This window comes from Desulfotomaculum sp. OF05-3, from assembly GCF_003435535.1.
GTDB classification, from domain to species: Bacteria; Bacillota; Clostridia; order Lachnospirales; family Lachnospiraceae; genus Pilosibacter; species Pilosibacter fragilis.
In genome coordinates, this window is record NZ_QWGO01000006.1 from 51,726 (window position 1) to 78,391 (window position 26,666).

Below are 26,666 nucleotides of genomic sequence, written 5' to 3' on the forward strand. Positions count from 1 at the left end.
CACGCCCAAAAACAATGAGTTAAGAAAAAGTTCACACTCTTACAGTGTCACGATCCCTGCATCCACTAACTTCTGAAGGGACATTAAGATACCGAGCTTCGCATGATACCATGTGAGTCCGCCCTGGAAGTATACCGCGTACGGCGGCTTGATCGGACCGTCTGCGGAAAGTTCGATTGAGGACCCCTGAACGAACGCTCCTGCTGCCATGATGACATCAGAATCGTATCCCGGCATCGCCCACGGCTCCGGAGTCACGAAGCTGTCCACCGGCGCTGCCGCCTGGATGCCCTCGCAGAACTTGATGACGCCTTCCGGTGTTCCGAAGGTGATGGCCTGGATGATATCGTGACGACTCTCAGTGCCGTTCGGAACGACGCCGAAGCCCAGCTTCTCGTACACGTTTGCTGCGAAAATCGCGCCCTTTAATGCACCCGCAACAACGGTCGGAGACAGGAAAAGTCCCTGGTAGAGAGACTGGCTGACACCGAGGCTGGCACCAACCTCTTTTCCGAGACCCGGAGCTGTCAGGCGGTATGCCGCCCGCTCCACGCAGTCCCTGCGTCCGACGATATAGCCGCCGATCGGGGCAAGTCCGCCGCCCGGGTTCTTAATTAAGGAACCGACGATCATGTCCGCTCCCACATCTGTCGGCTCCATCTCCTCCACGAACTCGCCGTAGCAGTTATCTACCATGCAGATCACATCCGGCTTGATAGACTTGATAAAGGAGATCAGCTCGCCGATACGCTTTACGGATAAGGTTGGTCTTGTGGCATATCCCTTGGAGCGCTGGATCTCGATGAGTTTTGTTCGCTCATTGATAGCTTTTTTGATGTTCTCAAAGTCGAAATCACCGTTCGGAAGAAGATCCACCTGGCTGTAGGTAATGCCGAACTCCTTTAAGGAACCGACAGAATCACGGATTCCGATGACTTCCTCTAAAGTATCGTACGGTTTTCCTACCGGGGAAAGGATCTCATCACCCGGGCGGAGATTTCCGGAAAGAGCAATGGTAAGCGCATGGGTTCCGGAGATCAGCTGTGGGCGGACAAGGGCGTCCTCGCCGTGGAATGCCTTCGCATAGACTTCCTCCAACGTGTCACGTCCAAGGTCATTGTAGCCGTATCCCGTAGTTCCGGCGAAATGGATATCGCTGACTCTCGCCTCCTGCATGGCTTTAATGACCTTTAACTGATTGTATTCTGCTGTCTTATCGATGGCCTCGAAACGGTCGTGCAGGCTTTTCTCGATCTCTCTTCCATAATTTAAAACCTTCTCAGAGATTCCAAGCTCTCCGTACATCTTTATAAGTTCCATGATTTCTCCTTTTTTCTAACTGCCATAATGTTTCTTTCGCGCAGATCCTCAAGCATCCACACGAGGATCTTTTCTCTATCAAAATCAAAGTTTCCCTGATCCACCCAGGTAACTTCTTTTTCTCTCTTAAACCAGGTGAGCTGGCGCTTCGCGAAGTGTCTGGTGTCGCGCTTAATGATGTAGACCGCCTCATCTAAGGAGATCGTTCCATCCAGGGCATCCAGGATCTCTTTGTATCCAAGCCCCTGCATGGACACCATATCTCTCGTGCAGCCCATCTCCTTCAACTTTTCCACTTCCGCCAGCAGGCCGTTCTTCATCATGAGATCCACCCGCAGGTCGATCCTCTGATACAGGCGTTCGCGATCCATGTTCAGTACATAGTAAGCGAAGTTGTATGGCGATTCTTTCTGCCGCTCCGCCTCGTTATGTTCGGATATCTTTGTCCCGGTTTTCTTGTAAAACTCCAGGGCGCGGATTACACGCTTCACGTTGTTCTCGTGGATCGCCTCTGCGGACTCCGGGTCCACTTCCTTTAACATATCGTGAAGGCAGGACGCGCCTTTTTCTGCCGCCAGGCACTCCAATTCTTCCCTGTATCCCGTATCACTGTCATTTTCCGTAAAATCGATATCGTTCACCAGTGCCTGGATATAAAAGCCGGTGCCTCCAGCGATGATCGGGATATGTCCGGCGGCGTAGATCTCCTCCATGGCCTGCTTTGCGAGTCTCTGGAAAACGACCACGTTAAATTCATCCCACGGATCCAGAACATCGATCAGGTGATGTCTGACACCGTCCATCTCCTCCTTCGTCACCTTTGCGGAACCGATATCCATGTGGCGGTACACCTGCATGGAATCGGCACTGATGATCTCGCCGCCGACCTTTTTCGCGAGTTCCACCGACAGGGCGGTCTTTCCGGACGCCGTCGGCCCGGTGATTATGATCAAAGGCTTTTTCATTATATGATCCTCTTGAATTTCTTTTCCATCTCATATTTGCTGATCGCGACGATCGTCGGTCTTCCGTGCGGGCAGTTATATGGATTCTCCAGTTTTAACAGTTCATCGATGAGCTTATCCGCTTCGGCGAAGGACAGCTCGTTGTTTCCCTTTACCGCCGCCTTGCAGGACATGGTGGCGATCCGGTCGTAGATGGACTCCACATTCTTTCCCATACTCTCATCGGAGAGTCCGTCGATGAGTTCCATCAGAAGGTCCTTTTTCGCCAGGGAGAACAGATTGTCCGGCACCGCCCGCACCGCGTACTCGTTTCCGCCGAAAGGCTCGATCTCGAAGCCGATGTCCGTAAACACCTTCATGTGGCGTTTTAAGAGATCCGCCTCCTGTAAGGAAAGTGTCAGGATGATCGGCGGGCTCACGAGCTGGGAGGTGTATTCCCTCGTCTTTAGGGACGCGAAGTTCTTCTCGAAGAGGACCTTCTCGTGGGCGGCATGCTGGTCAATAATGTAGAGACTGCCGTCGTACTCCACAAGCCAGTAAGTTTCGAAGACCTGGCCGATCAGACGGTGGCGCTTTCTCGCGGTTTCCGAGAGAAGGCGGTTGTCGAACATTTCCATCTGCTTAGGAAGCGCTTCCTTCTCTGCCAGAGGTGCTTCTTTCTCAGCCGGGACCGCTTTCTTCGCAGCCAAAGCCGCACCTGTCGTCTCCGGAGCTTTCTCTTCCAAAGCCGCAGGCATCGCTGCCGCTCCTGTCTCGTTTGGCTGCTGTGCCTGTGCGCGTTCCGGCGGCAGTTCCCTTGTCAGCGGTTTCGGCGGCAGGATCCATTCGCTCTTCTGCTTCTTCTCCCCGTAGGCCGGTCGTTCCTCGCGGATGCCCATGGCTTCCATGCGCCGGTGCTCAAAAGGTTCCGGACCGCGGGCGTTCTTTACGGGCTCACTCATCCCGCTTCCCGGGATCGGATTTCCCGCCGCGGCAGTCTCTTTTTTCTCAAGCTCGCGCTCTTCCCGCTCCGACATGAGGCTCACGTTCGGAATCAATTCTTTCCCGGAAAGGGCGTCCACCACCGCCTGGCAGATCACCCGGTACATGTTCTCGCCGTCCTTGAAGCGAAGCTCCATCTTTGACGGATGTACGTTCACATCGATAAACTCCGGCTCCACGGTGAGGTGCAGCAGCGTGAAGGGATATTTGTGCTGCATCATATAGCTCTTGTACCCGTCCTCGATGGCCTTGGACACGAGTCCGCTCTTAATGTACCGCCCGTTGATGAAATAATTCTCAAAATTTCTGTTTCCCCGGGCGATCACCGGCTTTCCGATAAATCCGGAGATCTTCACGATTCCGTTTGACACCTCCACCGGGAGAAGGTTTGCCGCGATCTCCCGCCCGTAGACGGTGTAGATAATGTCTTTCAGGTTGTGATTCCCCGAGGTGTGGAGACGGCTCTGGTTATTCACGATAAGCCGGATGGAGATCTCTGGGTGGGACAGGGCGATCTTTTCCACGAGATCTGTCACGTGTGCCCCTTCCGTGGTCTCCGTCTTCAAAAATTTCCGTCTGGCAGGTGTGTTGAAAAAGAGGTTCCTGGAGATAAATGTGGTTCCGTCCGGCGCGCCGATCTCCTCAAGGCCTTTCTCCTCGCCGCCTTCGATCCTGTATCTGGATCCCGTGAGGCTGCCAGAGGTCTTTGTGATCAGTTCCACCTGAGAGACGGCCGCGATACTGGAAAGTGCCTCGCCACGGAATCCAAGGGAAGAGACCGTGAGCAGATCTTCCGCTGTCCGGATCTTACTGGTGGAGTGGCGAAGAAACGCTAACGGAAGCTCTTCCTTCTTGATCCCGCATCCATTGTCCGTGATCCGGATAAACCCGATGCCGCCCTGACGGATCTCCACGGTGATCGCCGTGGAACCGGCATCAATGGCGTTTTCCATTAACTCTTTCACCACGGAAGCAGGCCGCTCCACAACCTCTCCCGCAGCGATCTGGTTGATCGTACTCTGATCCAGCACCTGAATCGGCATAGTCTCTCTCCCTCTCTTTCATATTTTACCCTCGCCGGTATTTGTCTTTCACGCCGTTTCATGCGAAACCCCGCACCCACAAGGTTTTTTCGTATCATTACTGCCAGCGGTTCTTAAGCTTCGTCTGCAGTCTGTACAGCGTATTCAAGGCATCGATCGGGGTCATGCTGGAAAGCTCCAGATCCCCGAGTTCTTTTATGATATCGTCGTCCTTCACCGTGTCAAAGATGGACATCTGGTTGAGATCCACCTCGTCCGGCTTCGCCACCGCCTTGTGCTGCGGGGACGCACTCATCTGGGCGATCTCCTTTGCCTGGGCCGTGATGTCGGCGCTGGCAAGCTCCTCCACGAGTTCCTTCGCACGGGCGATGACCGGCTCCGGTACTCCCGCAAGCTTCGCTACCTGGATTCCGTAACTCTTGTCTGCTCCGCCCTTTACAATCTTTCTGAGGAACACGATATCGTCCCCCTGTTCCTTAACGGCGATACAGTAGTTGTTAACTCCGCTTATGGTTCCCTCAAGTTCCGTGAGCTCATGGTAATGAGTCGCAAACAATGTCTTCGCGCCGAGGATCTTCGGGTTGCTGATGTGCTCGATGACCGCCCAGGCAATGGACAGGCCATCGAAGGTACTCGTACCTCGGCCGATCTCATCGAGGACAAGAAGACTGTTCTTTGTGGCGTTTCTCAGGATATTCGCCACCTCTGTCATCTCAACCATAAACGTACTCTGGCCGGAAGCCAGGTCATCGGAGGCGCCGACTCTCGTAAAGATCCTGTCGCAGATTCCAATGTTAGCCTCGTCTGCCGGGACAAAGCTTCCGATCTGTGCCATGAGGACGATGAGGGCTGTCTGTCTCATATAGGTGGACTTACCGGCCATGTTCGGTCCCGTGATGACGGAGATCCTGTTCTTTCCATTGTCCAGATATGTATCGTTTGCGACAAACAGACTGTCCTTGATCATCTTCTCAACCACCGGATGGCGTCCGTTCTTGATGTTGATAACGCCTTTTTCGTTGATCTTCGGCTTCACATAGTTATTTCTCATGGACACCGTGGACAGGGATGTGAACACGTCAATGCCCGCAATAGCCTTCGCGGTACTCTGGATCCGCAGGACTTCCGCCGCGATCTGATCACGCACGTCGCAGAACAGGTCATACTCTAAGGTGTAGAGGCGGTCCTCCGCGCCCATGATGATGTCTTCCAGCTCTTTCAGGCGGTCTGTGGTGTACCGCTCTGCGTTTGTCAGCGTCTGTTTACGGATAAAGTACTCCGGAACTAAGTCCTTGAAGGAGTTCGTCACCTCAAAATAGTAGCCGAACACCTTGTTGTACTTGATCTTCAGATTTTTAATCCCTGTCTTTTCCTTCTCCTCCGTCTCAAGATCCGCCAGCCATGCCTTCCCCTCAGTCTTCGCCTTCCGGTACTTGTCGGCTTCCTCGCTGTATCCGTCCTTGATGATGTTTCCCTCGCGGACCGTGATCGGCGGCTCGTCGACAATGGAGCGGTCGATCAGCTCATAGAGGTCCCGGAGCGGGTCCAGGTCCTCATTCATCTTTTTTAAGAGCTCGCAGGAGAATTCTCCGAGAATATCTTTGATATACGGCAGCATCTCCAGGGAATTCTTAAAGGAGAGAAGGTCTCTCGGGTTCGCTGTCTTGTAGCTGATCCGGCCCATGAGACGTTCCAGGTCATAGACAGAATTTAAGTATTCCCGGATCTCCTCCCTGGAAATATAGTTCATGTTCAGTTCCTCGATGGCCTGCTGACGGCGCTCGATCTCCTCTTTATCGATCAGCGGCTGTTCAATAAAAGAACGGAGAAGTCTCGCTCCCATGGCCGTCTTTGTCTTATCGAGAACCCAGAGCAGGGATCCGCGCTTCTGTTTTTCCCTTAAGGTCTCAACTAACTCCAGATTTCGTCTCGTGGAGGTGTCGATCATCATGAACTGACCTGTCGTATACGGTGTGATCTTCGTCAGATGGGACAGGTCATTCTTCTGCGTCTCATAGAGGTACTGAAGAACAGCACCGGAGGCGATCATTCCGTTCTCGTAGTCGCCCAGGCCCAGTCCTTCCAGACTCATCACATGGAAGTGCTCTTTTAAGATCTTTCTGCAGTCATCGTCCGAGAAAAACCTGTTTTCCAGGGCGGTCACGGCAAAATGATACCGTTCTTTTAACTCATCCATGTCCAGCCCGGACATAAAGAGTGCCTCGTTGCACACGAGCTCCGACGGTGTGAACTTATTGATCTCATCAAGCAGTGCCCGCTCGCTCGTCACTTCTGTAACAAAAAAATCGCCGGTCGTAATGTCGACCGTCGCAATTCCGTAATTGTTTCCAGTATACACAACCGCCATCAGGTAGTTGTTCTTTGTCTCATCCAGGGCCTGGGAGCTCGTGATGGTTCCCGGTGTCACAACGCGGATGACTTCGCGCTTTACGAGGCCCTTTGCGAGCTTCGGGTCCTCCATCTGCTCCGCGATAGCGACCTTATAGCCTTTCTGGACAAGTCTCGTGAGATAACCTTCCACCGCGTGGAATGGCACACCGCACATCGGTGCCCGCTCTTCCAGGCCGCAGTCCTTTCCCGTCAGTGTCAGTTCCAGTTCTCTTGAAACCGTCTTGGCATCCTCAAAAAACATCTCGTAGAAATCACCCAACCGGTAAAAAAGGATACAGTCCGGATACTGTTTTTTTGTTTCGAGATAATGTGTCATCATTGGTGAAATCTGTCCCACGTCTTTTCTCCTATTCCTTAACATGCCCACAGCGCCCGAAGCACTCGGCTCCGGGCGTCACATGTGTTTCATCTTATTTTACAAGAGATCCCATATAGTAGAATCCCTTTGCCTCGTCTAAGGAGACATCAACGATCTTTCCGATCAGAGATGCGTCTCCAGCGAAATGTACGACTGTGTTGTTGGAAAGTCTTCCTGTCACAAAGCCTGCCTCGTGCGTATCGATCTCCTCCACAAGGACTTTTTGTACTGTTCCCTCGTGGCGCTTTACGACCTCAGCCGCGATGTCCTGGACCTCCTTGAGCAGGCGGTCGAAACGGTTCTTTACCACGTCCTCCGGAACCTGGTTTGGCATAGCAGCCGCCGGTGTTCCGGTACGTTTGGAGTAGATGAAGGTGAAAGCACTGTCGTAACGCACTTTTCTCACCACATCCATGGTCTCCTCGAAGTCCTCCTCTGTCTCTCCCGGGAATCCCACGATGATATCGGTGGTCAGGGAAATATCCGGCATCGCCGCACGGAGCTTCTCCACCAGGGCGAGGTACTGTTCCTTCGAGTATTTGCGGTTCATTCTCTTCAAGATCTCACTGCTGCCAGACTGAAGCGGAAGATGCAAATGGCTGCAGATCTTTTTGGAATTCTTCATGGTCTCGATGAGTTCATCGGAGAGATCCTTCGGATGGGAAGTCATGAAGCGGATCCGCTCAAGTCCCTCGATCTTTTCCACTCTTCTAAGGAGCTCCGCAAACGTGATTGGCTGTTCCAGGTTCTTTCCGTAGGAGTTGACGTTCTGTCCCAGAAGCATGACTTCCACGACACCGTCAGCTACAAGACCCTCGATCTCCTTGATAATATCTTCCGGCTCCCTGCTTCTCTCGCGTCCACGCACATACGGCACGATGCAGTAGCTGCAGAAGTTGTTGCAGCCGAACATGATGTTGACACCAGATTTGAACGGATACTTTCTCTCGATCGGGAGTTCCTCCACGATCTCGTTTGTTCCTTCCCATACATCGACCACCATCTTCTTCTCCATGAAGCGCTCGTAGAGCAGCTCCGCAAGCTTGAAGATATTGTGGGTTCCGAAGATCAGATCCACATGGCGGTAGCTCTTCTTGATCTTTGCGACTACCTCCGGCTCCTGCATCATGCAGCCGCAGAGGGCGATCATCATATCCGGGTTCTTTCTCTTTACACCGCTTAAATATCCAAGGCGGCCATAAACCTTTAAGTTCGCGTTCTCACGAACGGTGCATGTATTGTAGAGGACGAAATCTGAATTCTCATCGGTTCCCTCCTCATAACCGGCTTCCTTTAAGATTCCAAGGAGTTTTTCGGAGTCTCTGGCATTCATCTGGCACCCGAATGTTTGAGTAAAAAAGGTCATGGGACGTCCTAGTTCGGCGGACTTCCGCTTCACGTAGTCCCTGGCTTTTGCCATGAAATAGAACTGTCTGTTCGGTTCGAATTCTGGCGCCTGGGCGTCGATGTTTACCAGATCCAGACTAATTTCTTTCAGCCTTTCAGCCGGAACTTCGCGCAAATCTATTTTATTATACATAAACTTTTCCTTTCATGTCTTACTTTTTCGTTAAATTTCATCGCCTGTTTGTTTGTCTACAAATACAATTTTCAATTCGCAACCCAGGACGCCGGCGATCTCCGCAAGTTCGGATTCTTTAAAATTGCACCGCGTCATTTTGTTGGAAAAATTCTGTCGCGTCTGGTTTGTTCCTTCTGCCAGGTCGCCCATTGTCATATTTCGCCGGCCGGCCAGGAAGCGGATCTTTTCCGCCGTGTTCATATCCATTCGATCAACCCCTTTCTGTTGTGTATGTTATTTTACTTTATACACTTTAGAATGTCAAGTTGAAAATATTTCTTTATCTTTTAATCTTTTTCTTTACATTTATACTTGACATTTTACACTATATAGTGTATTATAATATCATAAAGCAAAGGAAATAAACATCCAGTAGAAAGGTTAAAATGGTGATAGATATGGAAATCAGAAGACTTAAAAATACAAAATTCGGAACAAACAAGATTGCTAGAGTCGTTACCGGTTGGGCGCTCTATGAAGCCGGTAAGGGTTGGATCGCTTTCAGTCACGACCGCGACCAGTTCGGGATCCTGGTTCCTTATATTCCGTGTGGTGGAAAGAAGGCGCTTCAATCCATCCTAGACGCCGGCGGCTTCGTCAGCTTCGACGGTATGGAGTATGTCACCGAATTATAAAGGGCCGGAAGGCCCTTTTATTTTACGCTTTTTCGTGTATTATAGAAAATATTTCTTTCTGTTTTTAATCATTTTCTTTACATTTGTTCTTGACATATTACACTTTATAGTGTATAATGTAAACATAAGATAAAGAAAAGAGGTAATCAAAATGCTAGATAAAAACGGAATGGAAATCAAAACAGGGATGGTCGTAGAAATCAAGGACGCCTTCTTCAAAAATGATAACGGGCTTTACTTTGTGGAACACTCCGCCGGGGATCCTGACTGGTGCGGCTCCGATCATAGTCTTCGTAAGATTTCAAAGCGTGGCAAAATCAGCCAGGCGAAACACAATCTTTGTTTCTGGCCGATCGGAATTTTCATCAGCGACCGATTCAAGGCCGCCGAAGCGCGAACATGGAATAAAGAACACGCGACAATCGAAATCAGAACCGAAATCGACCGTTCAGAAGTTGCCGCCTACTTTAACCAGATGGCCGAAGATCTCACCGATCGGATCCAACGCGAAGCCTGGGACTATGGCGAAGAAAGCCAGACCGTGAAGACATCAACCGCAATTCAGAAACATTATAGACAAGTAGCGTCGGAAATATTGGCATAATAGGAACAGGGCGGCCGGCATGGTCGCCCGGAAAGGAAGAATCATGGAATGGAAAGAAGCATTTGACGCCGCCGTTGGAAAGACGGTGGGCGCGTATGAGAAGATGGAAGAAGCGTTCCTGTCTGGTAGTAAGGAAGACTTCGAACACTGGCACGCTGAATATTGTCGGTATATCGACGTATTTACAGAAGCGACCGGAATCCCAGAATCGCAATTCATTGAAATTGTGGACGACGCCGTCCTGAAAAAGAAAGAACAGAATAAATAAACATGGGCGGCCACGGCGGCCGCCGGAAAGGTGATAACATGAAAGATACATATTTTGATAATGTGAAGGTTAGACTATTTACAGATTGTAGTAACGTGAACAACTATGAAGAACAGAAGGATCTTGAAAGAAACCGCGTAAATTATGGGTGCGCGATTTCCTGGGCGCAAGTAATGCGTGATTTCGGCCATGACGTGGATCTTCCCGTTTATGATAGCGACGGATTTTTGAGGATCGCGAAAATCGTGATTGACGGTGAAGTTTATGTTGACTTCGAAGCTACAAAGAAGGAAATTGAAAATCAGAGTAAATCAGAATAAATCAGAGTTTGTCAGAGAATATCAGAATATATCCCACGAACGCATAAAAGCCCCGGAAATGGATTTTCCGGGGCTTATTGTGTATTTGTCCACTTACGGCATTAAAACGCAAATCTGGGCGGCTGGCGCGTTCAGACGGGCATTTCCGCGCCGCCTGTTCTGCCTGGGAATTGGTCGGGGATTTTGTTTCCCCCTTATACCCCCTTCCCTTGCGCCCATTGTATCATACATTTTATAAACTGTAAAGTGTAAGTTGTAAATATTTGTTATAAATTCAAAATTTTAAAGTGTATTACACCCGTGAGCCGAATTCGTCGTCAAGAGCGATCCAGCCGTCTTCGTTCGTCGCGTAGGACTTCAACAGGCCCCACAACTTCGCGCCTGGGCCTTCCTTCGTCTTTACGATGGTAAAGGATCCGACGCCAGTGTGTACCGCCTGACCGTTCTTCTTGTGGTAGTCGTAAGTTGTGCCAGGGCCTTTTCTGATCCGCAAATCAGGAATCTTCACGCGGAACACGAAGGATTCATTCGCGGCGGCAACGCAAGGATAAATTTCTTTTCCTGAATTGTCGAAGACTTTGTAACCGCTATTCTGTTTACAAAGTTCGATTGCGTTTTCCTTCTGCTTGAAGGCGCCGATCTGAGTGTCGGCCTTGTCCCAGGACTTACGAACGCGGAAATATCCGGTTCCGGCGGTGCTTTCCTTCTGTTCCTGGGTAGCCTTGAAGGAAACATAATCCGGGATCGTGGTAATGAACAGGCCGCTTTTCAGCTTATACCATTTTTCATCGGCGGAGATTCCGACGACGGTAAACACGCCTTCGTGTACAATCTGATCGACGGCGGCCGTGTAGCTAGGCGCCTTTCGGATATTCAGGCCGTCTTCGCCCTTGTAGATAACCGTAACAGTTCCATTCAGGGCGTTAATCTTCTGGTTGCTCTTGTCGTCGCTGGTGTTATCTACCGGCGCGGAAGGAACGGTTGTGACGGTCTGGCCGGACATTGCCTTTTTGACATCCTTTCGGAACTGATTCATTGTCAGACCGTATTTGTTCCAGATATGTTCGGGATCGCCGTGATTCGAAGCGATTCCCTTCGCGTGGCCTTCGCGGTGGCTCATTAAAACATTGCTGTTTTCAGGATTGAAGCCGTATTTCTTGCAGATGTACGCGAAGAACTGGACAGCGTTCGCGTAGGTTGCCAGGACATGGGCCTTCGTGTTGCTTCCGTCGCCTGTTTCAATCCAGGAAGAACCGCCCGTGTACTTAATAGTCGCCGGTTCTGTCATTTCAATGCTGATAAGCGAATTGTTTCCGCTTCCGTTCGAACCGGATCCGCAATGCCAGGCGCGGAAGTTCCACGGTAAAAGCTGTAAAACGACCGCGGCTTTTCCGACGACCGCATGGACACACGCGCCCGTTGAAACGGAAAAATTATTCGCGATAACCTTCGGATCTGGCTGTGGACAACCGATACTGTGAAGCATACCGCCGCCCGGTGTAATTCTGCGGCCGTCCTTATAACAAGGGCTGTTTGTTAAAAGATTTTCTTTGATTTCAATACTCATTTTGTCTTCACTCTCCTTTACATCGTACTTGTGAAGTTCCCATCGTTCAATGATGGAACAGATCTTTTCAACGTATGTTACGTCAGTGGCGTAGCCGCCGTTTTTGATGATCTGGATCGCCTTTCTGTAATCTGTTTCGCCCGAAAGTCCTTCATACCGCTTTGCGGCTCCTTTCATGGCGCCCAGCAAGTAAAGCGAATGATCGTTTATACTGGCCTGAATGTCCGGGTATGCGCGGAAATCGGCAACGACGGAATATTCTTCGCCGTTCTTCTTCTGTTCTTTTGTGGTCTTCGTGTATTTCGAAGTACCGTCCCAGACGCTTTTCCAGGTGTTCCCACTTAAAGAACACTTCATTCCGAAAAGGTTGTTTGCGTTCACGGCTAGGTCAGTAGAGCCGTAACCGCTTTCTAAAATTGCCTGTGCCATTGTTACGGAAGCAAGTATTCCGCTTGCTTCCGCGTCTTTCATGGCATACGGCGCGATTTTGATAACAAAATCTTTTTCCGACATTGATTAGTCCTTCTTTCTGTAAAATCTGGCCCAGATCTCAAATAAATAGTCCCAGCCCTTACAACACACGATCGCCACGATGAACGCCGCGAAAATGACGGCTACCAGGTAATACCACACGAACGCGATTGACGCGTAAGACAAGTAAGCAAAGAAGCCGATCACGCAAATTACAAGGGACAGAATAAGAACCTGGAACTTTGTCGGGATCTTGTCCAGGAAGCCGATCCCCTTTGTAAACTCTGTGATAACCGAAATCAATGTACAGATTGCGGCCACAATCAGGATGATTTTTGAAGCGTTTTCAATGATAAATTCAATGTTCATGTTGTTTTCTCCCTTCTGGTGTAAAAATAGTTTTCAGTTATAATCCGAAGCCGGTTCGAACAATGGTTGTTAAAAGCCCGATGGCCGCGACGATAATAGCCGCCACAACAGTTCGGAAAAGCCATTTATTCGATTCGGTGAGATCTGCGACGGTCTTCTGGACGTCTTCAAGATCGCTTTTGATTCGAAGAATTTCTTTTTCGTTTTCATAGGTCTTGATTTTGGCGTTGTTGTAACCGTCAAGTTTTCCTTCGATCTTGATAAGTCGATCAAGAACTTCTCTTTCAAATTCTGCTTCCATACCGTGAACCCCCTTTCCTGATTATTAGACAAAAATAACCTGGTAAAATGCCAGGCTATGAATTGTTATCTGGAACCCGGAAAGAAAATTCGTCGATAATCTTTCGGAGAAGGTTTCCGGCCGTGAAGTGGCTTATCAGACCGAAATAACTTTGCATGGTGTTGTTGACTTTCTCCCATGTAAGCCGGCCCATTTCAAACATTTTCTGAATGAACCGGATCCGGCGATACATTCTTTGTCGTGTCGATTTTCGAACACGGATTGTCAGCGGCGTAATAAGGGCGCCGACAAATGTTACCGGAAGATAAGCCGGTCGGATTGATGTCTTGTTATTTAATTCAAGGTGCAATTCCTCATTCAGAAATCTTTCGATTTCATCCCTTACCGCGAACGCCTTTTCCTTACTGTCAAAAAGTGCGATCACGTCGTCTACAAACCGAATATATTTTTCGATATGAAGAACGTGTTTACAAAACTGATCCAATTCGTTCAAGTAAATGTTCGCGAACATTTGACTTGTCAGGTTTCCGATCGGCATACCGCGATTGTATAACCAGTCTTCTTGTTTGCACAACTCCGGCTGGACGCCGGAAGGAAGGCCGAAGGCGGTATGTTCGCAATTTATCAGTTTATCCAGGTCGCGAAGAATCAGTTCGTCCTTGATGTGCTTTTTCAAGATCTTCATAAGGATTTCGTGATCGACGCGGTAAAAGTATTTTGCAATGTCAAGTTTTAAGACGTACCAGTGTTTCGGACTCCGGTTGACCTTCCGAAGCCAGATCTGTAACTGTTTTCTTGCCTTGACGGTTCCCTTACCCTTCCGGCAACCGTAACTATGCGTTATATACTGCCGGTCAAATAAAGGGTTTAGTTTCTGGTAATACGCCCATTGAACGACACGATCCCGGTACTGTAAAGCCATGATAATTCGGGGTTTCGGCTCATAAATCTGTTTCATGCGGTACTTACCGACACGATAGGACGATTCAAGCGGATTCCCTGGGATCCCGTCTTTCGGGTAGTATGTTAGTCGATTCGTGAGATCAATGATTTCTTCTTCCCTATGCGCGGAGAATTTCAAGTTTTCGTCGCGGTTGTGCTTGCCCTGGGAAGCGTTGCGATCCGCTTCAAGTAGGTTCGACGGGTCGATGATTTCTTCGTGCGTAATGTCGAAAGTCTTCATTGTGGTTAATTCCTTTCGTTGGAATTGTGCGCCCTTGCTTTCGGCGTGGGCGCGGCGCTGATCGTTACGCCCTTCACTGGCTTTCGCCAGGTACTAACCGCATTATCAGCAAATTTAATTTCTCCGGCGCTATGGCCGGAACTGAAACAGATCCCTTTTCCCTTTCTTGCACTGTGAAAAGTCCGTAAACTTTCCCGTCTGGCTAAAAGGATAAGCGGAGAAGAAGCCGATGTTCGTCCTGACGTTCGAACGTGGGTTGTTCAAGTTCAACGCGGAAGGGCCAGCGTTCGAAGTGTTGTTGTAACTGCCAGAGACAATCGGCAAGCGTTTTTGACCTGTTCCCTCTGCCGGAAATTATTTTCCGGCGGTTGTGCTGGTTTCCTTTTGTGATCGGATCCAGCCGCCGAGTAGCCGCCCGATTTCACATAACTTTTCTGAAACCAGTATGTAACGCTTTTCGTCTACAAATTTCATGTCATACGACAAATCATTGAACATTCGCAATAATTCAAGCTGAACGTCCGCGTCTTGAAGTGTCGTTTTCTTGAAATACTTCTTTTGTGCCGTGATTATAAGAATCAGGAATTGAAACAGACACTTTTTATAGTCCGCCACAAACCCCAGCTTTTCACTTCTGGGATATTTCACAAAAGAAGTGTACAGATATTTCATAAGGTCTTTTGACCTTTGAAGAATTATCAGGCCGCTTCGTTGTTCCCGTCCTTCGTCGGTTTCGGGATTTCCCGGCGCCCCGTATCTTCGCATATTTCCCATTGTTGCAATCCTTTCTTGTGTCTCAAAAATATAGGGGCTACTATCGTAGCCCCAAACAGAACACGGCTATCAGATTGCAGATTCCAACTCCATAAAAGCGGAGAAGAAGCCGAGGTGCGCCCCGACGTGCGAACGTGGGCGGTCCAAGCCCAACGCGGAAGGGCCAGCGTCCGAAGCGGAGTTGTAACCGCCAGAGACAAGCGGCAAGTGCTCGTCTTCGTTGTTGATCCAAAAAGCGCCGGTATGTGTGACGCCGCTTACCGGTGCAAGGAATAATTCCTTCAAGATCTCCGGGATCGTTGTCACGCCGGTTCCGGCCACAAGATTTCCGAAGTTTGCCGTGTAGGTACTGCCGGCCGCGCCGGTATCGGTTGCGATCTTGAAATCCTTTGTATATTTCAAGGTGCCAGGTGTTCCAGGCTCTACCAGGCTACCATTCGGAAGAATGGCCTTCCAATATGTGGACGCGGCAAGGTGTGAAACCTGTTTTGCGGCCAGGTTGCCGACGAAGATCTGGATTTCGCCTTTGTAAATTCTAAGGCCGGACATCCATTTCCAGACGTCACCCACGTAGTCGGCGATACCGTTTCGCGTTCCGTCATGGAACCAGGTCGCCGGGCCGGATCCGGTCGCGGTTCTGGTTGTTCTTGTTCCGCCCGATCCGTCGCTTTCGGTTGCGGTTGTCTCGCCCACCTCATAGGTGTATGTGTGGTGTTTTCCGTACTGGGTGTTGCCGCGCGGAATAAAACCGGATTTATAGATCAAATGGTTAATGACCGCACGTTCCGGGATTGACGCTAAATGCCAGCCCGTTCCCTTCGCATTACAAGCCGCGTGTGACGCGTCGTAATTGATGGACGCTTTCGGATCCACCAGCGGCCAGGAATAGGCCAGACCGTCCACAATACAGTTAATAAATTTGCTGAAAAAGAAGCGCTTGTATTCCACATCGTCAACCACAAAGGCCGAATGTGTCTTTTCGCTTCCACCGTCGAATAACTGGGCGTTTGTGCGCTTATTAAACGGGATCATAAAGGACGGAAGGCCCTTGACGTCCGAAATAATAGTGCAACCGCCGCCAGTCAATCCTTCCGTGGCGAATTTCAGGCTGTCAAACTGGTAATTATTCATAGATTACACCTTCTTTCAGCGCGAACAGTGTCAAGGTCACGTTGTCCATAGAGAACGGAACCGGATCGCGCTTGATAATTGTTTTCTGGCTGTTTTCTGTTTCTTCGGAATAGTCCGGGTTCGGGATTTCTTCTTCTGTGTAGGCTCTGGCCGGAATGTCCACCTGTGCCACATAAAGAAGACCGACACCGGTTTCCAGGTTGCCGGCCATATCCGAAGTAATGTCGATATGGACGTCGTTGTCGGCTTCGTATTTTTTCAGATTCAGCATGATCTGATCGCCGACGTTCAGCCAGGTTTTCGTTGTGGAATAGGAAATCTTCTGGCCTTCGTTTGCTTCGATAATTTTCATCGTCTCATTCCCACCTCTCTTTTTACATCATTCATTCGCGCGTTGATTTCTTCCGCGTATTCGCGATTCTGGGCGGCTGAATTGCCTTCGTGGCCGCCACCGAAGGCGCGTAACATCGCGGATTCCTGGGCGCGTCTTTCGTCTGATTTAATAATTACATTTGCTGGCATTAGTACAGTCCCCCGATCACATGAAGTTTTAATGTTACATTTTTGGCGCTACCATAGTAACGCACCTTAAAGGCGTTCAGGGCCTTGTCGAATACTTCTGCATACTCGACCGGGCCGTCCGCTTCCGTGACCTCAATATCGACCTTGTAATCGGTCTTATTGACAATCTTCGGAAGGGTGATCGTCTTCGCGGAATTGGTCGCCGGATATTTCAGCGAATTTGTGAGTGTCGCCGTTAATATCTGGCCGCGAAGATCGTCAACTGATTCCTGGATAAGTCGAAGGTGAATGGCGTTCGTGGCCGCGATCAGGTTTCCTTCCAGGATCCCCATGTCTTCGTTTCCGAAGTTGGTCGCGCTCTGCTGTGTGCCTTTCTGGTGGATCTCACCAGGGGCCGGCGTCCATTCTTTCACACCGTTTCCCAGATCCACGACGGAAACCCGTCTAGGGTACTGGACAATTCGGTCTTTCCAAAAAACCGGAATATACATCTTTTATCGCTCCTTTCTACTCATTCCCCGAAGACTGTACAATTTTGATCGTATAACGATACATGACGCCTTCGTCGAATTCCTCTTTGTTCAGGCTTTCGTTACCGCCGGCCCATAAGAAGCCGCCGCGATGATAGAAGCGAATTCCTGTAATAGAATCCGGGGCGTTATGATCGAACATAACATAGATCGCGATCCGGCCATCGGATAAAGTTTCCACATGGTCGATCGGAATTTTTGTCCAGGTATTCCCGGAACGGTATTCCGCGTAAGCGACAACCTTTTTCAAATATTCCTTCACGTCGTCGATTGCTTCGTCCGTTAAAGGAATATAATTTCCTTCTGTCATGCTGTTTCGATCTCCTTTCATTCTTCGTCCGCGGCGTATTTCTCCGCGGTGCTGTCATAATATAAGTTAAGTCCTTCACTTTCAGGCGCGACGGAAACGCCGCTTTCCGCCAGCGCAAGACCAGTCGCCGGATCTGGATAAGAACCGGTTTCCTGGTCGCTGTCCGTCGGATAAACGATTGTCTGTCCGTCGGTGGCGCCTTCAAGATCGACTGTAACTTCGGATAAATGCAAGCCGGTTGAAATGTCCGGCGTGGTTCCGGCTGGCGTGTACTCTGCGAACGCTTCTTCTCCCTCTGCTTCAAGTGAAAGCTGAACTTCGGTCGGGATAAATCCAACCGCGGCCGCCGGATATGTGCCACACTCGAAATCACCACAAAAGGTATAGAAAAACGTCTGGTACTCTGATCTATCGAAAAATTTAAGCGTGATCCCGTTCTGAAAAGCCATGTAATCGAAACGGGAACGCGCATTTTTAACTTTATTCAAATAATTCAGAAATTCTTTTATGGAAGTCTGCGTCACTTCCGTTCCGACTGCAATTCGGAAATGGAAAGGCGCTCCGGCGTATGTGTACCATTCTTCGACCGACGTGTTATTGTCGCCGAACACGGTGTCGATCATTTCTGTCATGGCCTGGCTGGTTCCTAGTTTCATGTACCAGTAAATCGAATTTCGGATCAGACTTCTTTTGATTTCCGGCGAAAGCGACGTGTTATAAAACAGAACACGGCTTTCAACTGCCAGGAAGTCCAGCTTGTCGTCTTCGACCTTATCCAGATCTGCCCAGATATACACCCGGCGCAACCGTTCCATGAATTTCTTTTTCTGAATATCAAACACCCGGCACGAAGCCAGGCGTTCAGGTGTCTTCATTTCTGCCGGAAGCGCGTCTTCTGTCCGGTAATCGTGAAGGCTAATCATTTTCAACGCCCCCGTAAACGAATTCGATCGTTCTTTCCTGGGCGACGGATGTTTCCGGGACAACCTGGAACGCCGGGGATTCGATAACGACGCGCTTTCCGCCGGCGGCTCTGACAAATTCTGTCAGGGTGTCCGGGTTAATGTCCCGGCCGATCTTTGTTTTTTGCCACTCGATATATGTATCTTTTGCGGCTTCGATCGCGCTCTTAATGGCCGCCAGATTGTTAATGTCACTTCGGCCAATATAATAAGTCGCCTTAATATCGTATTTCACAACGTCAGGCGGCGCGATCTGGTCTTTATCTGTAAGTGGAATAATCGGGTTGTTTTTCAAATATGCCAGACAGCCGTTGCAAAATGTCTGTTTTGGCAATTCTCCGCCGTTCAGAAGAATTCGGATGTCAACAACCGCGTCTTCCGGCTCGTAAATCTTCACATCCTCGATCGCCGCCGAATTGTACTGTTTCACCCAGTATTCGTAAGCGTCAGACGGGCCGGCTGTGGAATAGGACGACGGCGCCAGGAAAATTCGTTCACGGAAGTTTTCTTCTGTTTCTTCTCCGGCTCCGCCTTCCGATTTCGTTATATTTGTAACTTCGGCCACATAAGGAACCGGATCGACCAGGGTTTCAATCTGGCCGACAATATAATCATTTCCGACCGTTCCGACCGTTTCACACGTACAATCGACGTCGATATGATCCGCGCCGGCCGTGACCTCTGCGAAGTCGTCGGTTGCGAAATAAATTCCGTCCCCGGCGGTGACTCTGGTTCCGGCCGGGATATAAACCACTTCACGGCGGATTTCAGACAAAATAAAACGAACCGTTGTGACTGACGCCTTTGGTTCGTTGATAAAGGTCTTTTTCATAGATCCTAAATGTTTCAGGAAATCGCCGGTTGAATATTTCAAAAGGTTCTGTTTTGCCGCAAAGTCAAGTTGTTTATACATCTGGAACCACTGGCCGGCTTCAATCTTTAACTGAATGTATTCTTTATCGCCTGGGCGAAGGATCTTTTTCTTCCCGGTTTCCTGTTCATATTCATTTTGCCAGTTTGTAATATTTTCATTCAAGATCTGATCGAATGTAATGTCGTCTATGAACGATACGTCGGGAAGATCATATAGTTTCTGGATTTCATCAGCCATTATATACAAGCACCACCTTCGGAATTAAATTTCCGTTTCCATTTGCTTCGAACCGGACTTCATCGACCGAAACGCGGTCTTCGAATTCTTCGACAACTTCGATCGCTGAAATGGTATAAAGGTTCTGGGCCTGGTAGGCCGGCGCCGATATAACATCAGGATCAATCCCGACTTCCCGGTTCATCGGAATAGTGCCTTTTAAAACGGATAAAATAAAAGACACCTTTTCCATGATTTCTTGACGAAGGGAAAGTTCCACTTCGCTATTCATTACAATTTGTACGCCGTCAATTTCAATCATCGTTCGCGCCCCCCCTAATAGTATTCCGTGGCCGTTACGGCGATTTCGACAGAAACAAGTTCGCCGCGGTTCCACACTTCCTTAAAGTTTGCGTCGATGGAATCAACCGTCCACTTTCCGCCGCCGATCTTGTGGCCGCCAATTACTAGCGGACAAACTTTTCCACTTTCACAATACTTTATCAGTTTGTCCTTCATAATACGGGGCCGTACACCGTGACCGGCGCGGATCTTCATTGTGAACGACACGCCTTCGTTGTTCGGGCCGATGAATTCCCGTTCCGATTTCTTCCGGTAACGGCTGTGTTCGGAATAGTTCGCGGAAGCGGCCTGTTTGAAATCATTGAAATTACAGATTTTCTTGTCGCTGGTTTCGAAGATAATGTCCCCGAAATATCCGATCATTTACACCACCGTCCTTCCTATGTCGGATAACTGCCGGAAACGGTCAGGTTGCCACCCACATGGACGTTTCCGGTCGTGCTGATTGATTTTGCTGAAATGCTCCCGGCGCTGATCCTGCCAGTTACGGTTGCATTGCCGCCGACTGCCAGATTCCCGGAAACATTCAATTCTTCGACGTTCACGCTATCCGATACCACATCAAGGCGTTTCGCCTTCTTGTCGTACCGGATATAACTTCCGTCCCCGAAATCTTTTCGCCAGATCCCGGCGACGCCTTCCGGCGGCCGGTTTCCTTCTGCATACGGCGGCGGAAGAATCACGCCGCGCGTTCCGCCGTTTTCCAGGTGTACCACATATACAAGGGTTTCAACCGGTGGCGGATCAAATTCATTTGAGAAAAACGGCATATAAGGCGAAACGGCATTGTCACGGTCTTTATAGACGACCTGGGCCGTCCCGTCCGTGTAGTTAATCGCCGAAATATAGCCAACTCTTATAATATCGCTCATGTGTCCCCCTTTTTATCCTGGAATCGTCAGGACTGTTCCCGGCCAGATCCAGTGACCGTTGCTTGACGATGATTTTCCGTGTGATTTTGCGGCCGATTCGATGGTCGATTTATTTGTGTTATAAATCTGCATATACTTAGCACCGGATCCCAGGAATTTTGTTGAAATTCTCCACAAGGTATCGCCGCTTACAATGGTATAGGTCTTCGCCTTCGTGGAACTGCTGGCGGCTTTCTTTGTGGTGTTCCCGGACTCCACGGTCGCAACTGTGACGCCGTTTACAATCACGCATAGGTGCATATCAAGGCTTACGGTATAACCGCCGCTGGCGTCCTTTGTGTGTGTCACGGTGTCAATGTAATATTTCCCGTCCAGCTTGCCGAAGCCGGACATTTTTATATTTTTACAAGCGATATACTTCACATCGCCCCTTGTTTTCACGTTAATAGACTGGCATTTCCTGTTATGCTCTAACAGTTTCGCCTTCGCCTTGATTTCCGCGTCTTGAAGGCTTTCCGCGGTTTCGTTCAGTTTCAGGATCCTTGATCCGTTCCTCATCATAAATTTATATTTCAGCGTCTTGTTTTTCTTAGAATCTGTATAGCAGATCTGAACGCCGTCATATAGTCGCGTCATGCTCTTAGTGGCCGACCAGGAAGAACATTTTGACCGGTCAAGTGAAAGACTGGCCGCCTTCTTTTCATAGTCCGTCTGATCGAATACAACCATTTTCCGGTTATATAATTTCATAGCCAGGTTATAAGACGCGCAAAGGCTGAAAGCGAATTCAACGTCCGTCTGGTCGGATTGCTCCATTTCGTCGATCGAATAGTCCTGGCCGGAGAAATACAAGCCGATCTTTGCCGTTGCGGCAATGCTCGAAAGAATTCCTTTGACCGATGTTTTCTTCCAGGTCTTCGATTTCTTCGTGACGTTGAAATCCGTGTTGATCGGTGTCGCTATGCCCCCGATCGTGGCAATTTGCGGCGGCCCGGAATATCCCAGGTCGTCAATCAGGAAATAACCACAATTCAGGCTTCGATTGTCGCCTTCTTTGTTCCAGTTCGTTGTCTTGATGGTAGCTTCCACATAGTCGCCCTGAATAGGGATCCAGCCGCCCCACCAGACGCCGCTTCGGTTGTTTAATTTCAAGGAAACAGTGTCGGCCGTACCGCTCGCGTTGTCCACATACTCGAAGCCTTCTGTATAATCGGTTATTTTCTTTGTGATGTCCTTTCCGTTGTATTTCACGGAAACGTAAGACTGTCGCGCTTGCATGGCTTACACTCTCCATTCTGGAAGGTCTTCGTCGCTTTCTTCCGGCAACTCCGGGATATAAACCGGAGTGCCATCGGAAAACACGGAAATGTCCAGAAGGTGGGGATTGCTGTCCATCAGTAAGCCGATGTATTTCACGTCGCCATAAAAAGCGTAGGCGATAGAGTCCCACATATCGCCAGAAACGGTTGTGTAGTATCTTTTTTCGTCCATATCATGGCCCCTTCTTTATGCGAATGAAGTCCTTTCCTTCCCCTTCTTCCATCTGTCCATCATTTCATTAAACTTCTGCTGTGACATTTCAAGGGCTTCGTTCACATCTTCCTTGCTTGCGTTGCCCTGGATCACAACCGAAGGCGAATAGACAAATTTCGAACTATCCGTTGAAGAATTATCTTCCTTCGTTCTGTTGGTTGTGTTACTGGTTGTCACGTTGTTGTAAAGCTGTTTCGTGACTGATTCCGCCGGCTGGCCGTTGCTCTGAATTCCGACAAGCTGTTTCATTCTGTCGAAAACAGAAGCCGCGCCGTCATTCTGGTTGCCCTGGACGACTCCGGCGACGATGGATTTCATATTCGACCACAATTCAGCCAGCGGAAGAACCGCTTCTTTGCCGGCTTCTCCGCCGCCCAAAAGGTTGTTTCCACTTGCCCCGAAGATGGTCGGTTTGTTTAAAATACCACCGTTTTTATACCAACTGATCCCGAAATGGGGAACAGAAGGCGGATTGATTGAAAAACCGCCCGAAATAGAAACGTGCGGAAGTTTCAGCTTTGGAAGGCTCCAGGAAAAGTTGAATTTGCTTTTTAATGCGCCGATCGCGTTTGATACGGCGTTTTTCGCTGATTCCATCTTTCCACTGATCGCCGACACGATATTCCCAAAAATGCTTGTGACCGTGTTCTTCGCGGCTGATAAGCCGGAAGAAAAGGCCGAACGGATTCCAGATAATGCCGACGACACATTTGCCTTCGCTGTGTTTATTTTGTTGCTCATAGTTGCCCGGACATTTTCAAACGCCGAACTTGTAGCAGACGACACCGCCGACCAGGCCGCCGAAGCGGTTGACCGGATGGACGAAGTAACCGAAGAAACGGTCGCTTTCGCGGCGTTAATCTTGTTTGAGATATAACCCGTCGTCGTTGTCCAGGCTGAATTTGTCGCGGATGATACCGCCGACCAGGCCGCCGAAGCGGTTGATCGAATGGATGAAGCGACCGAAGAAACGGTCGCTTTCGCGGCGTTGATCTTGTTCGAAATATAGCCGCTTGCCGCCGTCCAGGCCGTGTTTGTTGCCGACGATACCGCCGACCAGGCCGAACTTGTGGCTGATTTTACGGACGACCAGGCCGCCGAAGCGGTTGATTTGATCATCGAAGTCACGGACGAAACAACCTGTTTCGCGCCGTTAATTTTTTCGGAAATATAACCGGTTGCCGCCGTCCAGGCTGAACTTGTGGCTGATTTCACCGCCGACCAAGCCGAACCCGTGGCTGATTTTACGGACGACCAGGCGCCCGAAACCGCGTTTACGATCGGAGAAAGGAAAGACGAAATCGTGTCTTTGACCTTCTGAATTCCGTCCGAAACGGTTGTTTTGATAAACTCCCAGGCTGAAAGGATCGTGTCCTTGCAGTTCTGCCAGATAAACTGGAACGGAAGCGTGATAATCTGAAAAGCGGCCGAAATGATTTCGCCGATCAGCATAACCCCGACTTTCACGATGTTTTTTATCGTTGTCCAGGCTTCACTTACCTTTTCGGAAATCTGCGACCAGATTTTGGAGAATTTCTCCTTGATCGCGGTCAATTTTCCGCCTGTTAATTTATCTATGAAGGTATATCCGGCCGTATAGTAGCCTTTTACGCCCTCGATTGCCGCCGCGGCGATTCCCTTAATTCCGCCGCCGTGTTCCTCATACGCGGACTTGATATTCGATAACTTTTCAGAAATCGTATCTTTAGCCGCTTGCATGATGGATCCGGCTGTTTTTTTGATGGACGAAAACGCGTCTGAAACCTTATTTTTGATTACAGATAGCTTTCCGCCTGTCGCTGTGTCAATCGCATTAAAAGCACCCACGACAACGCCTTTCAGCGCGTTCAGGGGCGCAAGTGTCAGCGAAGACAGGGCGCGAAATGCACCCGAAAAGATATTTTTCAATCCATCAAGGGCTTTCGACCAGTCGCCCGTGAAGACGCCGCTAATAAACTGAACGACACCCTGGAAGACCTGTTTCACGCCCGAAAAGATATTTGTGATCGTCTGTTTCCAGCTTTCGAATACAGACGAAAGGAACGCAAAAGCAACCGGGAATTTGTCTGCGAATTCCTGAATTGCGGCCGAAGCCTTTTCTTTCAGGTTGTTAAATACGCCGACGATCCAGTCGCCCAACTGTGACGCCTTTTCTTTCACGGTGTCCCAGTTTTTATATAGCAACACGCCGATCGCAATAACCGCCGCGATTGCCACACATGCAAGTCCAATCGGACTTGTTAGAAATGCGAAAGCCACGCCCAGCGCCGAAGTAACGGCCGTTCCGACCGCACAAATCGCGTTCCAGGCTGTCAAGGCCGCCGTCTGCGCCCATGTGGCCGCTGTGCTGATTCCCTTAACAACTGCGTCCTTTGCGTATAATGCGTAGAGATAGGCCGTTTCCAGCCTGTCCTTTGCTTTCAACGCAAGGTTCACGATCATAGCTTTCTTTTCCGCGCCAAACACTACCACAAGGGCCTTGACGGCTTTTACCGTGTTCATAGTGTCCTTTGCGAATTCAACCATCTTCACCGCCGCAACTGCTCCGGCGATTCCGGTAATAATCGGGATAAGAAGTCCCCATTCATCTAACTTCTGATAAACTGTCGCCGCGGCCCCGATAACTTTCATCATGGCCCCGATAACGGCCGGGATTGCGACCGTTGCAATTTGGGAAATGGCCGGTTTCACTATCTCCCATGCCTGGAACAATTTGTCTTTCAGATCCAGGGCGACCGCGATCACTTTGTCGATCGCTGGCTTGTTTTCTTCAATTTTCGCCTTGATATTCTCGAAGGCCGTGATTCCCGTATCACGTAAAAAAATAAATGCGTCCGTGGCTTTCGTGCGAATTTCGTCAAAAGCTGGCTTCGCCTGGTTAAAGGCCGCGATTGCTTTCTTCGCGAAATTCTCCGCCGCCGGAACGACTGTGTTATAAAATGACTGTGCAACGCCGACCGCGCGGTCAGTAATCGACGGGATCACATCAGCAACCCCTTTGATTGCGTCCTTTGCAAGTGGCGCGAATACCTCGCACAATCGAATTTTAGCGTCATCGACCGCCGAACCAAAAATCGCCATTGCGCCCGGTAACGTGTCCGTCATGGTATCGGCCATTGCGTCCAGGGCGCCGTCGGAATTCTCGAAGGCTTCTGTTAGCTGTGTCCAGGTGGACGCGGCCCCGTCTGCGCCTTCTGCGACGCCTTCCAACAAATAGCCGAACTGGGTATAATAGTTCGTGCCGGCGATTGCCGCCATGTAGTTGTTTTTCTGTTCCTGGGACAATCCAGACATCGCGCCGTTTAATTCCACAAGAATATCTTGCATATTCCGCATTGCGCCGGAACTATCGTAAATAGAAACGCCCAGTTCCTTAAATGCTTTCTGCGCGACGTCTTTCGTTGTCATTCGAACCAGCATAGAGTTCAAAGCCGTTCCGGCTTCCGCTCCCTTGATACCATTGTTCGCAAGGATACCCAGGGCCGCGGCGGTCTGCTTGTAGTCCATGCCGGCCGATTTTGCGGCGCCACCACAACCGATCATCGCTTCCATTAAGGCTTGCGCGGTTGTGTTCGATTTGTTATTCGCCTGGACAGCGACGTTCAAGTAATTTGTCAGATCGTCAACGCCCAGGCCCAACGCACTCATTGAGTCAGTTACCAAGTCCGAACAGGTGGCTAGATCCATCGAAGTAGCTTCCGACAAGCGAAGAACCGGTTCCAGCGCCGAAATAGAATCATTCACGTTCCAGCCGGCCAAACTCATATAACCTAATGCCTGGGCGGCTTCCGTGGCTGTCTTAGTCGTGCGTTTTCCCATCTCCTGGGCCGCCGTTTGAAGCTGTTTATATTCATCTTCGGTCGCTCCGGCAATACCGGCCGTTTCGGCCATTGCCTGGTTAAATTCCGAATATGTGTCCACCGCGTCTTTGACAAAATCGCCAATTTTTACGGCCGCGAAGGCGGCTGTTGCTATCTTCGCGGCCGTTTTTGCGGCTTTTCCGATTGAATCTAATTTGTTATTAACTCCACTAACCGATTTCGTGAGTGAACTTTGGATTTTTCCACCGATTTCAAGCGCCAGTTCGTAGCTTGTTTTCTTTGCCAATTTCGCTCACTTCCTTTGCTATGTCGATATACTCGTCAAGCGGAAGATCTGTGAAAAAATCTATTCCGGTGTTTGTTGCCATCGCAAGATGGA

At 49.6% G+C, this 26,666-nt stretch carries 27 protein-coding genes; 4 read left to right on the top strand and 23 right to left on the bottom strand.

What is annotated here, in order from left to right:
- Window positions 1-39: 39 nt before the first annotated feature.
- The 6 genes from DXA87_RS04955 to DXA87_RS04980 all read right to left on the bottom strand — a co-directional run bounded on the left by DXA87_RS04955 (window position 40) and on the right by DXA87_RS04980 (window position 8,868).
- Window positions 40-1,320, bottom strand: coding sequence for a methionine gamma-lyase family protein (locus DXA87_RS04955; RefSeq protein WP_015554322.1), 1,281 nt, complete (start codon window positions 1,318-1,320; stop codon window positions 40-42).
- Window positions 1,308-2,285 (bottom strand): tRNA (adenosine(37)-N6)-dimethylallyltransferase MiaA, encoded by a 978-nt coding sequence (gene miaA, locus DXA87_RS04960; RefSeq protein WP_117471774.1) that lies wholly within the window; start codon window positions 2,283-2,285, stop codon window positions 1,308-1,310. The genes DXA87_RS04955 and miaA overlap by 13 nt, the downstream gene beginning before the upstream one ends.
- Window positions 2,285-4,309: a DNA mismatch repair endonuclease MutL gene (gene mutL / locus DXA87_RS04965; RefSeq protein ID WP_117471773.1), complete on the bottom strand. Its 2,025-nt coding sequence runs from the start codon at window positions 4,307-4,309 to the stop codon at window positions 2,285-2,287. Before mutL ends, miaA begins: the two co-directional genes overlap by 1 nt.
- Window positions 4,310-4,406: 97 nt before the next feature.
- Complete coding sequence (gene mutS / locus DXA87_RS04970; protein ID WP_181968004.1) at window positions 4,407-7,040, bottom strand: DNA mismatch repair protein MutS; 2,634 nt, start codon at window positions 7,038-7,040, stop codon at window positions 4,407-4,409.
- A 91-nt stretch (window positions 7,041-7,131) separates the two neighbouring features.
- The gene (miaB, locus tag DXA87_RS04975) at window positions 7,132-8,499 is read right to left on the bottom strand and encodes a tRNA (N6-isopentenyl adenosine(37)-C2)-methylthiotransferase MiaB (RefSeq protein WP_348982205.1); all 1,368 of its coding nucleotides are present in this window, start codon (window positions 8,497-8,499) and stop codon (window positions 7,132-7,134) included.
- A 150-nt stretch (window positions 8,500-8,649) separates the two neighbouring features.
- Window positions 8,650-8,868, bottom strand: coding sequence for a helix-turn-helix transcriptional regulator (locus tag DXA87_RS04980; protein ID WP_022119794.1), 219 nt, complete (start codon window positions 8,866-8,868; stop codon window positions 8,650-8,652).
- Window positions 8,869-9,059: 191 nt separating this feature from the next.
- On the opposite strand from DXA87_RS04980, the gene DXA87_RS04985 reads away from it, so the two are divergent.
- The 4 genes from DXA87_RS04985 (at window position 9,060) to DXA87_RS05000 (ending at window position 10,488) form a co-directional block, all read left to right on the top strand.
- Window positions 9,060-9,296 (top strand): hypothetical protein, encoded by a 237-nt coding sequence (locus DXA87_RS04985; RefSeq protein WP_117469634.1) that lies wholly within the window; start codon window positions 9,060-9,062, stop codon window positions 9,294-9,296.
- A gap of 151 nt (window positions 9,297-9,447) precedes the next feature.
- A complete protein-coding gene (locus DXA87_RS04990; protein ID WP_117469541.1) occupies window positions 9,448-9,900 on the top strand; it encodes a hypothetical protein in 453 nt (150 codons plus the stop codon).
- Between the two features lie 43 nt (window positions 9,901-9,943).
- Entirely contained in the window at window positions 9,944-10,168 is a 225-nt protein-coding gene (locus DXA87_RS04995; protein WP_117503452.1) for a hypothetical protein, read from the top strand.
- 38 nt (window positions 10,169-10,206) lie between these two features.
- Window positions 10,207-10,488, top strand: coding sequence for a hypothetical protein (locus DXA87_RS05000; RefSeq protein ID WP_117469540.1), 282 nt, complete (start codon window positions 10,207-10,209; stop codon window positions 10,486-10,488).
- A gap of 292 nt (window positions 10,489-10,780) precedes the next feature.
- On the opposite strand, the gene DXA87_RS05005 is transcribed toward DXA87_RS05000, so the two are convergent.
- From DXA87_RS05005 to DXA87_RS05085, 17 genes are all read right to left on the bottom strand, one after another.
- Window positions 10,781-12,568, bottom strand: a complete 1,788-nt coding sequence (locus tag DXA87_RS05005) for a glucosaminidase domain-containing protein (RefSeq protein ID WP_117503454.1) — start codon at window positions 12,566-12,568, stop codon at window positions 10,781-10,783.
- 3 nt (window positions 12,569-12,571) lie between these two features.
- Window positions 12,572-12,895, bottom strand: coding sequence for a hypothetical protein (locus DXA87_RS05010; RefSeq protein WP_022119801.1), 324 nt, complete (start codon window positions 12,893-12,895; stop codon window positions 12,572-12,574).
- A 37-nt stretch (window positions 12,896-12,932) separates the two neighbouring features.
- A complete protein-coding gene (locus DXA87_RS05015) occupies window positions 12,933-13,196 on the bottom strand; it encodes a hemolysin XhlA family protein (protein ID WP_117469537.1) in 264 nt (87 codons plus the stop codon).
- A 55-nt stretch (window positions 13,197-13,251) separates the two neighbouring features.
- The gene (locus DXA87_RS05020) at window positions 13,252-14,379 is read right to left on the bottom strand and encodes a reverse transcriptase/maturase family protein (RefSeq protein ID WP_117503455.1); all 1,128 of its coding nucleotides are present in this window, start codon (window positions 14,377-14,379) and stop codon (window positions 13,252-13,254) included.
- 843 nt (window positions 14,380-15,222) lie between these two features.
- Window positions 15,223-16,284 (bottom strand): hypothetical protein, encoded by a 1,062-nt coding sequence (locus DXA87_RS05030; RefSeq protein ID WP_117503456.1) that lies wholly within the window; start codon window positions 16,282-16,284, stop codon window positions 15,223-15,225.
- Complete coding sequence (locus DXA87_RS05035) at window positions 16,277-16,636, bottom strand: hypothetical protein (RefSeq protein WP_114002346.1); 360 nt, start codon at window positions 16,634-16,636, stop codon at window positions 16,277-16,279. Before DXA87_RS05035 ends, DXA87_RS05030 begins: the two co-directional genes overlap by 8 nt.
- Window positions 16,633-16,806, bottom strand: a complete 174-nt coding sequence (locus DXA87_RS18105) for a hypothetical protein (RefSeq protein WP_181824097.1) — start codon at window positions 16,804-16,806, stop codon at window positions 16,633-16,635. Before DXA87_RS18105 ends, DXA87_RS05035 begins: the two co-directional genes overlap by 4 nt.
- The gene (locus DXA87_RS05040) at window positions 16,806-17,297 is read right to left on the bottom strand and encodes a hypothetical protein (RefSeq protein WP_117469533.1); all 492 of its coding nucleotides are present in this window, start codon (window positions 17,295-17,297) and stop codon (window positions 16,806-16,808) included. Before DXA87_RS05040 ends, DXA87_RS18105 begins: the two co-directional genes overlap by 1 nt.
- A gap of 16 nt (window positions 17,298-17,313) precedes the next feature.
- Complete coding sequence (locus DXA87_RS05045) at window positions 17,314-17,646, bottom strand: hypothetical protein (protein WP_114002348.1); 333 nt, start codon at window positions 17,644-17,646, stop codon at window positions 17,314-17,316.
- 17 nt (window positions 17,647-17,663) lie between these two features.
- Window positions 17,664-18,521 (bottom strand): phage tail protein, encoded by an 858-nt coding sequence (locus DXA87_RS05050; protein WP_158553022.1) that lies wholly within the window; start codon window positions 18,519-18,521, stop codon window positions 17,664-17,666.
- Between the two features lie 40 nt (window positions 18,522-18,561).
- Entirely contained in the window at window positions 18,562-19,719 is a 1,158-nt protein-coding gene (locus DXA87_RS05055; RefSeq protein ID WP_117503458.1) for a baseplate J/gp47 family protein, read from the bottom strand.
- Entirely contained in the window at window positions 19,712-20,020 is a 309-nt protein-coding gene (locus DXA87_RS05060) for a hypothetical protein (RefSeq protein WP_022118182.1), read from the bottom strand. The genes DXA87_RS05055 and DXA87_RS05060 overlap by 8 nt, the downstream gene beginning before the upstream one ends.
- Before the next feature lie 14 nt (window positions 20,021-20,034).
- Window positions 20,035-20,424, bottom strand: coding sequence for a phage tail protein (locus DXA87_RS05065; protein WP_022118181.1), 390 nt, complete (start codon window positions 20,422-20,424; stop codon window positions 20,035-20,037).
- A 17-nt stretch (window positions 20,425-20,441) separates the two neighbouring features.
- Window positions 20,442-20,933 carry a hypothetical protein gene (locus DXA87_RS05070; protein ID WP_117503459.1) on the bottom strand — a complete coding sequence of 164 codons (492 nt, stop codon included), beginning with the start codon at window positions 20,931-20,933 and terminating at the stop codon, window positions 20,442-20,444.
- 12 nt (window positions 20,934-20,945) lie between these two features.
- Window positions 20,946-22,211, bottom strand: coding sequence for a LysM peptidoglycan-binding domain-containing protein (locus tag DXA87_RS18345; protein WP_242981986.1), 1,266 nt, complete (start codon window positions 22,209-22,211; stop codon window positions 20,946-20,948).
- Window positions 22,212-22,214: 3 nt separating this feature from the next.
- Window positions 22,215-22,424 (bottom strand): tail protein X, encoded by a 210-nt coding sequence (locus DXA87_RS05080; protein WP_117469528.1) that lies wholly within the window; start codon window positions 22,422-22,424, stop codon window positions 22,215-22,217.
- A gap of 15 nt (window positions 22,425-22,439) precedes the next feature.
- Window positions 22,440-26,573 (bottom strand): phage tail tape measure protein, encoded by a 4,134-nt coding sequence (locus DXA87_RS05085; RefSeq protein WP_117503460.1) that lies wholly within the window; start codon window positions 26,571-26,573, stop codon window positions 22,440-22,442.
- Window positions 26,574-26,666: the final 93 nt, after the last annotated feature.

Excerpts from the sequence above, each read along its gene's own strand:
- DXA87_RS04990 (WP_117469541.1), top strand. The coding sequence starts at position 9,448 with ATGCTAGATAAAAACGGAATGGAAATCAAAACAGGGATGGTCGTAGAA.
- DXA87_RS05065 (WP_022118181.1), bottom strand. The coding sequence starts at position 20,424 with ATGATCGGATATTTCGGGGACATTATCTTCGAAACCAGCGACAAGAAA.
- DXA87_RS04980 (WP_022119794.1), bottom strand. The coding sequence starts at position 8,868 with ATGGATATGAACACGGCGGAAAAGATCCGCTTCCTGGCCGGCCGGCGA.
- DXA87_RS05030 (WP_117503456.1), bottom strand. The coding sequence starts at position 16,284 with ATGAATAATTACCAGTTTGACAGCCTGAAATTCGCCACGGAAGGATTG.
- DXA87_RS05015 (WP_117469537.1), bottom strand. The coding sequence starts at position 13,196 with ATGGAAGCAGAATTTGAAAGAGAAGTTCTTGATCGACTTATCAAGATC.
- DXA87_RS05050 (WP_158553022.1), bottom strand. The coding sequence starts at position 18,521 with ATGAAGACACCTGAACGCCTGGCTTCGTGCCGGGTGTTTGATATTCAG.
- miaB (WP_348982205.1), bottom strand. The coding sequence starts at position 8,499 with ATGGCAAAAGCCAGGGACTACGTGAAGCGGAAGTCCGCCGAACTAGGA.
- DXA87_RS05055 (WP_117503458.1), bottom strand. The coding sequence starts at position 19,719 with ATGGCTGATGAAATCCAGAAACTATATGATCTTCCCGACGTATCGTTC.
- DXA87_RS05000 (WP_117469540.1), top strand. The coding sequence starts at position 10,207 with ATGAAAGATACATATTTTGATAATGTGAAGGTTAGACTATTTACAGAT.
- miaA (WP_117471774.1), bottom strand. The coding sequence starts at position 2,285 with ATGAAAAAGCCTTTGATCATAATCACCGGGCCGACGGCGTCCGGAAAG.
- DXA87_RS18345 (WP_242981986.1), bottom strand. The coding sequence starts at position 22,211 with ATGCAAGCGCGACAGTCTTACGTTTCCGTGAAATACAACGGAAAGGAC.
- DXA87_RS05060 (WP_022118182.1), bottom strand. The coding sequence starts at position 20,020 with ATGATTGAAATTGACGGCGTACAAATTGTAATGAATAGCGAAGTGGAA.
- DXA87_RS05040 (WP_117469533.1), bottom strand. The coding sequence starts at position 17,297 with ATGTATATTCCGGTTTTTTGGAAAGACCGAATTGTCCAGTACCCTAGA.
- DXA87_RS04995 (WP_117503452.1), top strand. The coding sequence starts at position 9,944 with ATGGAATGGAAAGAAGCATTTGACGCCGCCGTTGGAAAGACGGTGGGC.
- DXA87_RS05020 (WP_117503455.1), bottom strand. The coding sequence starts at position 14,379 with ATGAAGACTTTCGACATTACGCACGAAGAAATCATCGACCCGTCGAAC.
- DXA87_RS05005 (WP_117503454.1), bottom strand. The coding sequence starts at position 12,568 with ATGTCGGAAAAAGATTTTGTTATCAAAATCGCGCCGTATGCCATGAAA.
- DXA87_RS05080 (WP_117469528.1), bottom strand. The coding sequence starts at position 22,424 with ATGGACGAAAAAAGATACTACACAACCGTTTCTGGCGATATGTGGGAC.
- DXA87_RS05035 (WP_114002346.1), bottom strand. The coding sequence starts at position 16,636 with ATGAAAATTATCGAAGCAAACGAAGGCCAGAAGATTTCCTATTCCACA.
- DXA87_RS04985 (WP_117469634.1), top strand. The coding sequence starts at position 9,060 with ATGGAAATCAGAAGACTTAAAAATACAAAATTCGGAACAAACAAGATT.
- DXA87_RS04955 (WP_015554322.1), bottom strand. The coding sequence starts at position 1,320 with ATGGAACTTATAAAGATGTACGGAGAGCTTGGAATCTCTGAGAAGGTT.
- mutL (WP_117471773.1), bottom strand. The coding sequence starts at position 4,309 with ATGCCGATTCAGGTGCTGGATCAGAGTACGATCAACCAGATCGCTGCG.
- mutS (WP_181968004.1), bottom strand. The coding sequence starts at position 7,040 with ATGATGACACATTATCTCGAAACAAAAAAACAGTATCCGGACTGTATC.
- DXA87_RS05045 (WP_114002348.1), bottom strand. The coding sequence starts at position 17,646 with ATGACAGAAGGAAATTATATTCCTTTAACGGACGAAGCAATCGACGAC.
- DXA87_RS18105 (WP_181824097.1), bottom strand. The coding sequence starts at position 16,806 with ATGCCAGCAAATGTAATTATTAAATCAGACGAAAGACGCGCCCAGGAA.
- DXA87_RS05070 (WP_117503459.1), bottom strand. The coding sequence starts at position 20,933 with ATGAGCGATATTATAAGAGTTGGCTATATTTCGGCGATTAACTACACG.
- DXA87_RS05010 (WP_022119801.1), bottom strand. The coding sequence starts at position 12,895 with ATGAACATTGAATTTATCATTGAAAACGCTTCAAAAATCATCCTGATT.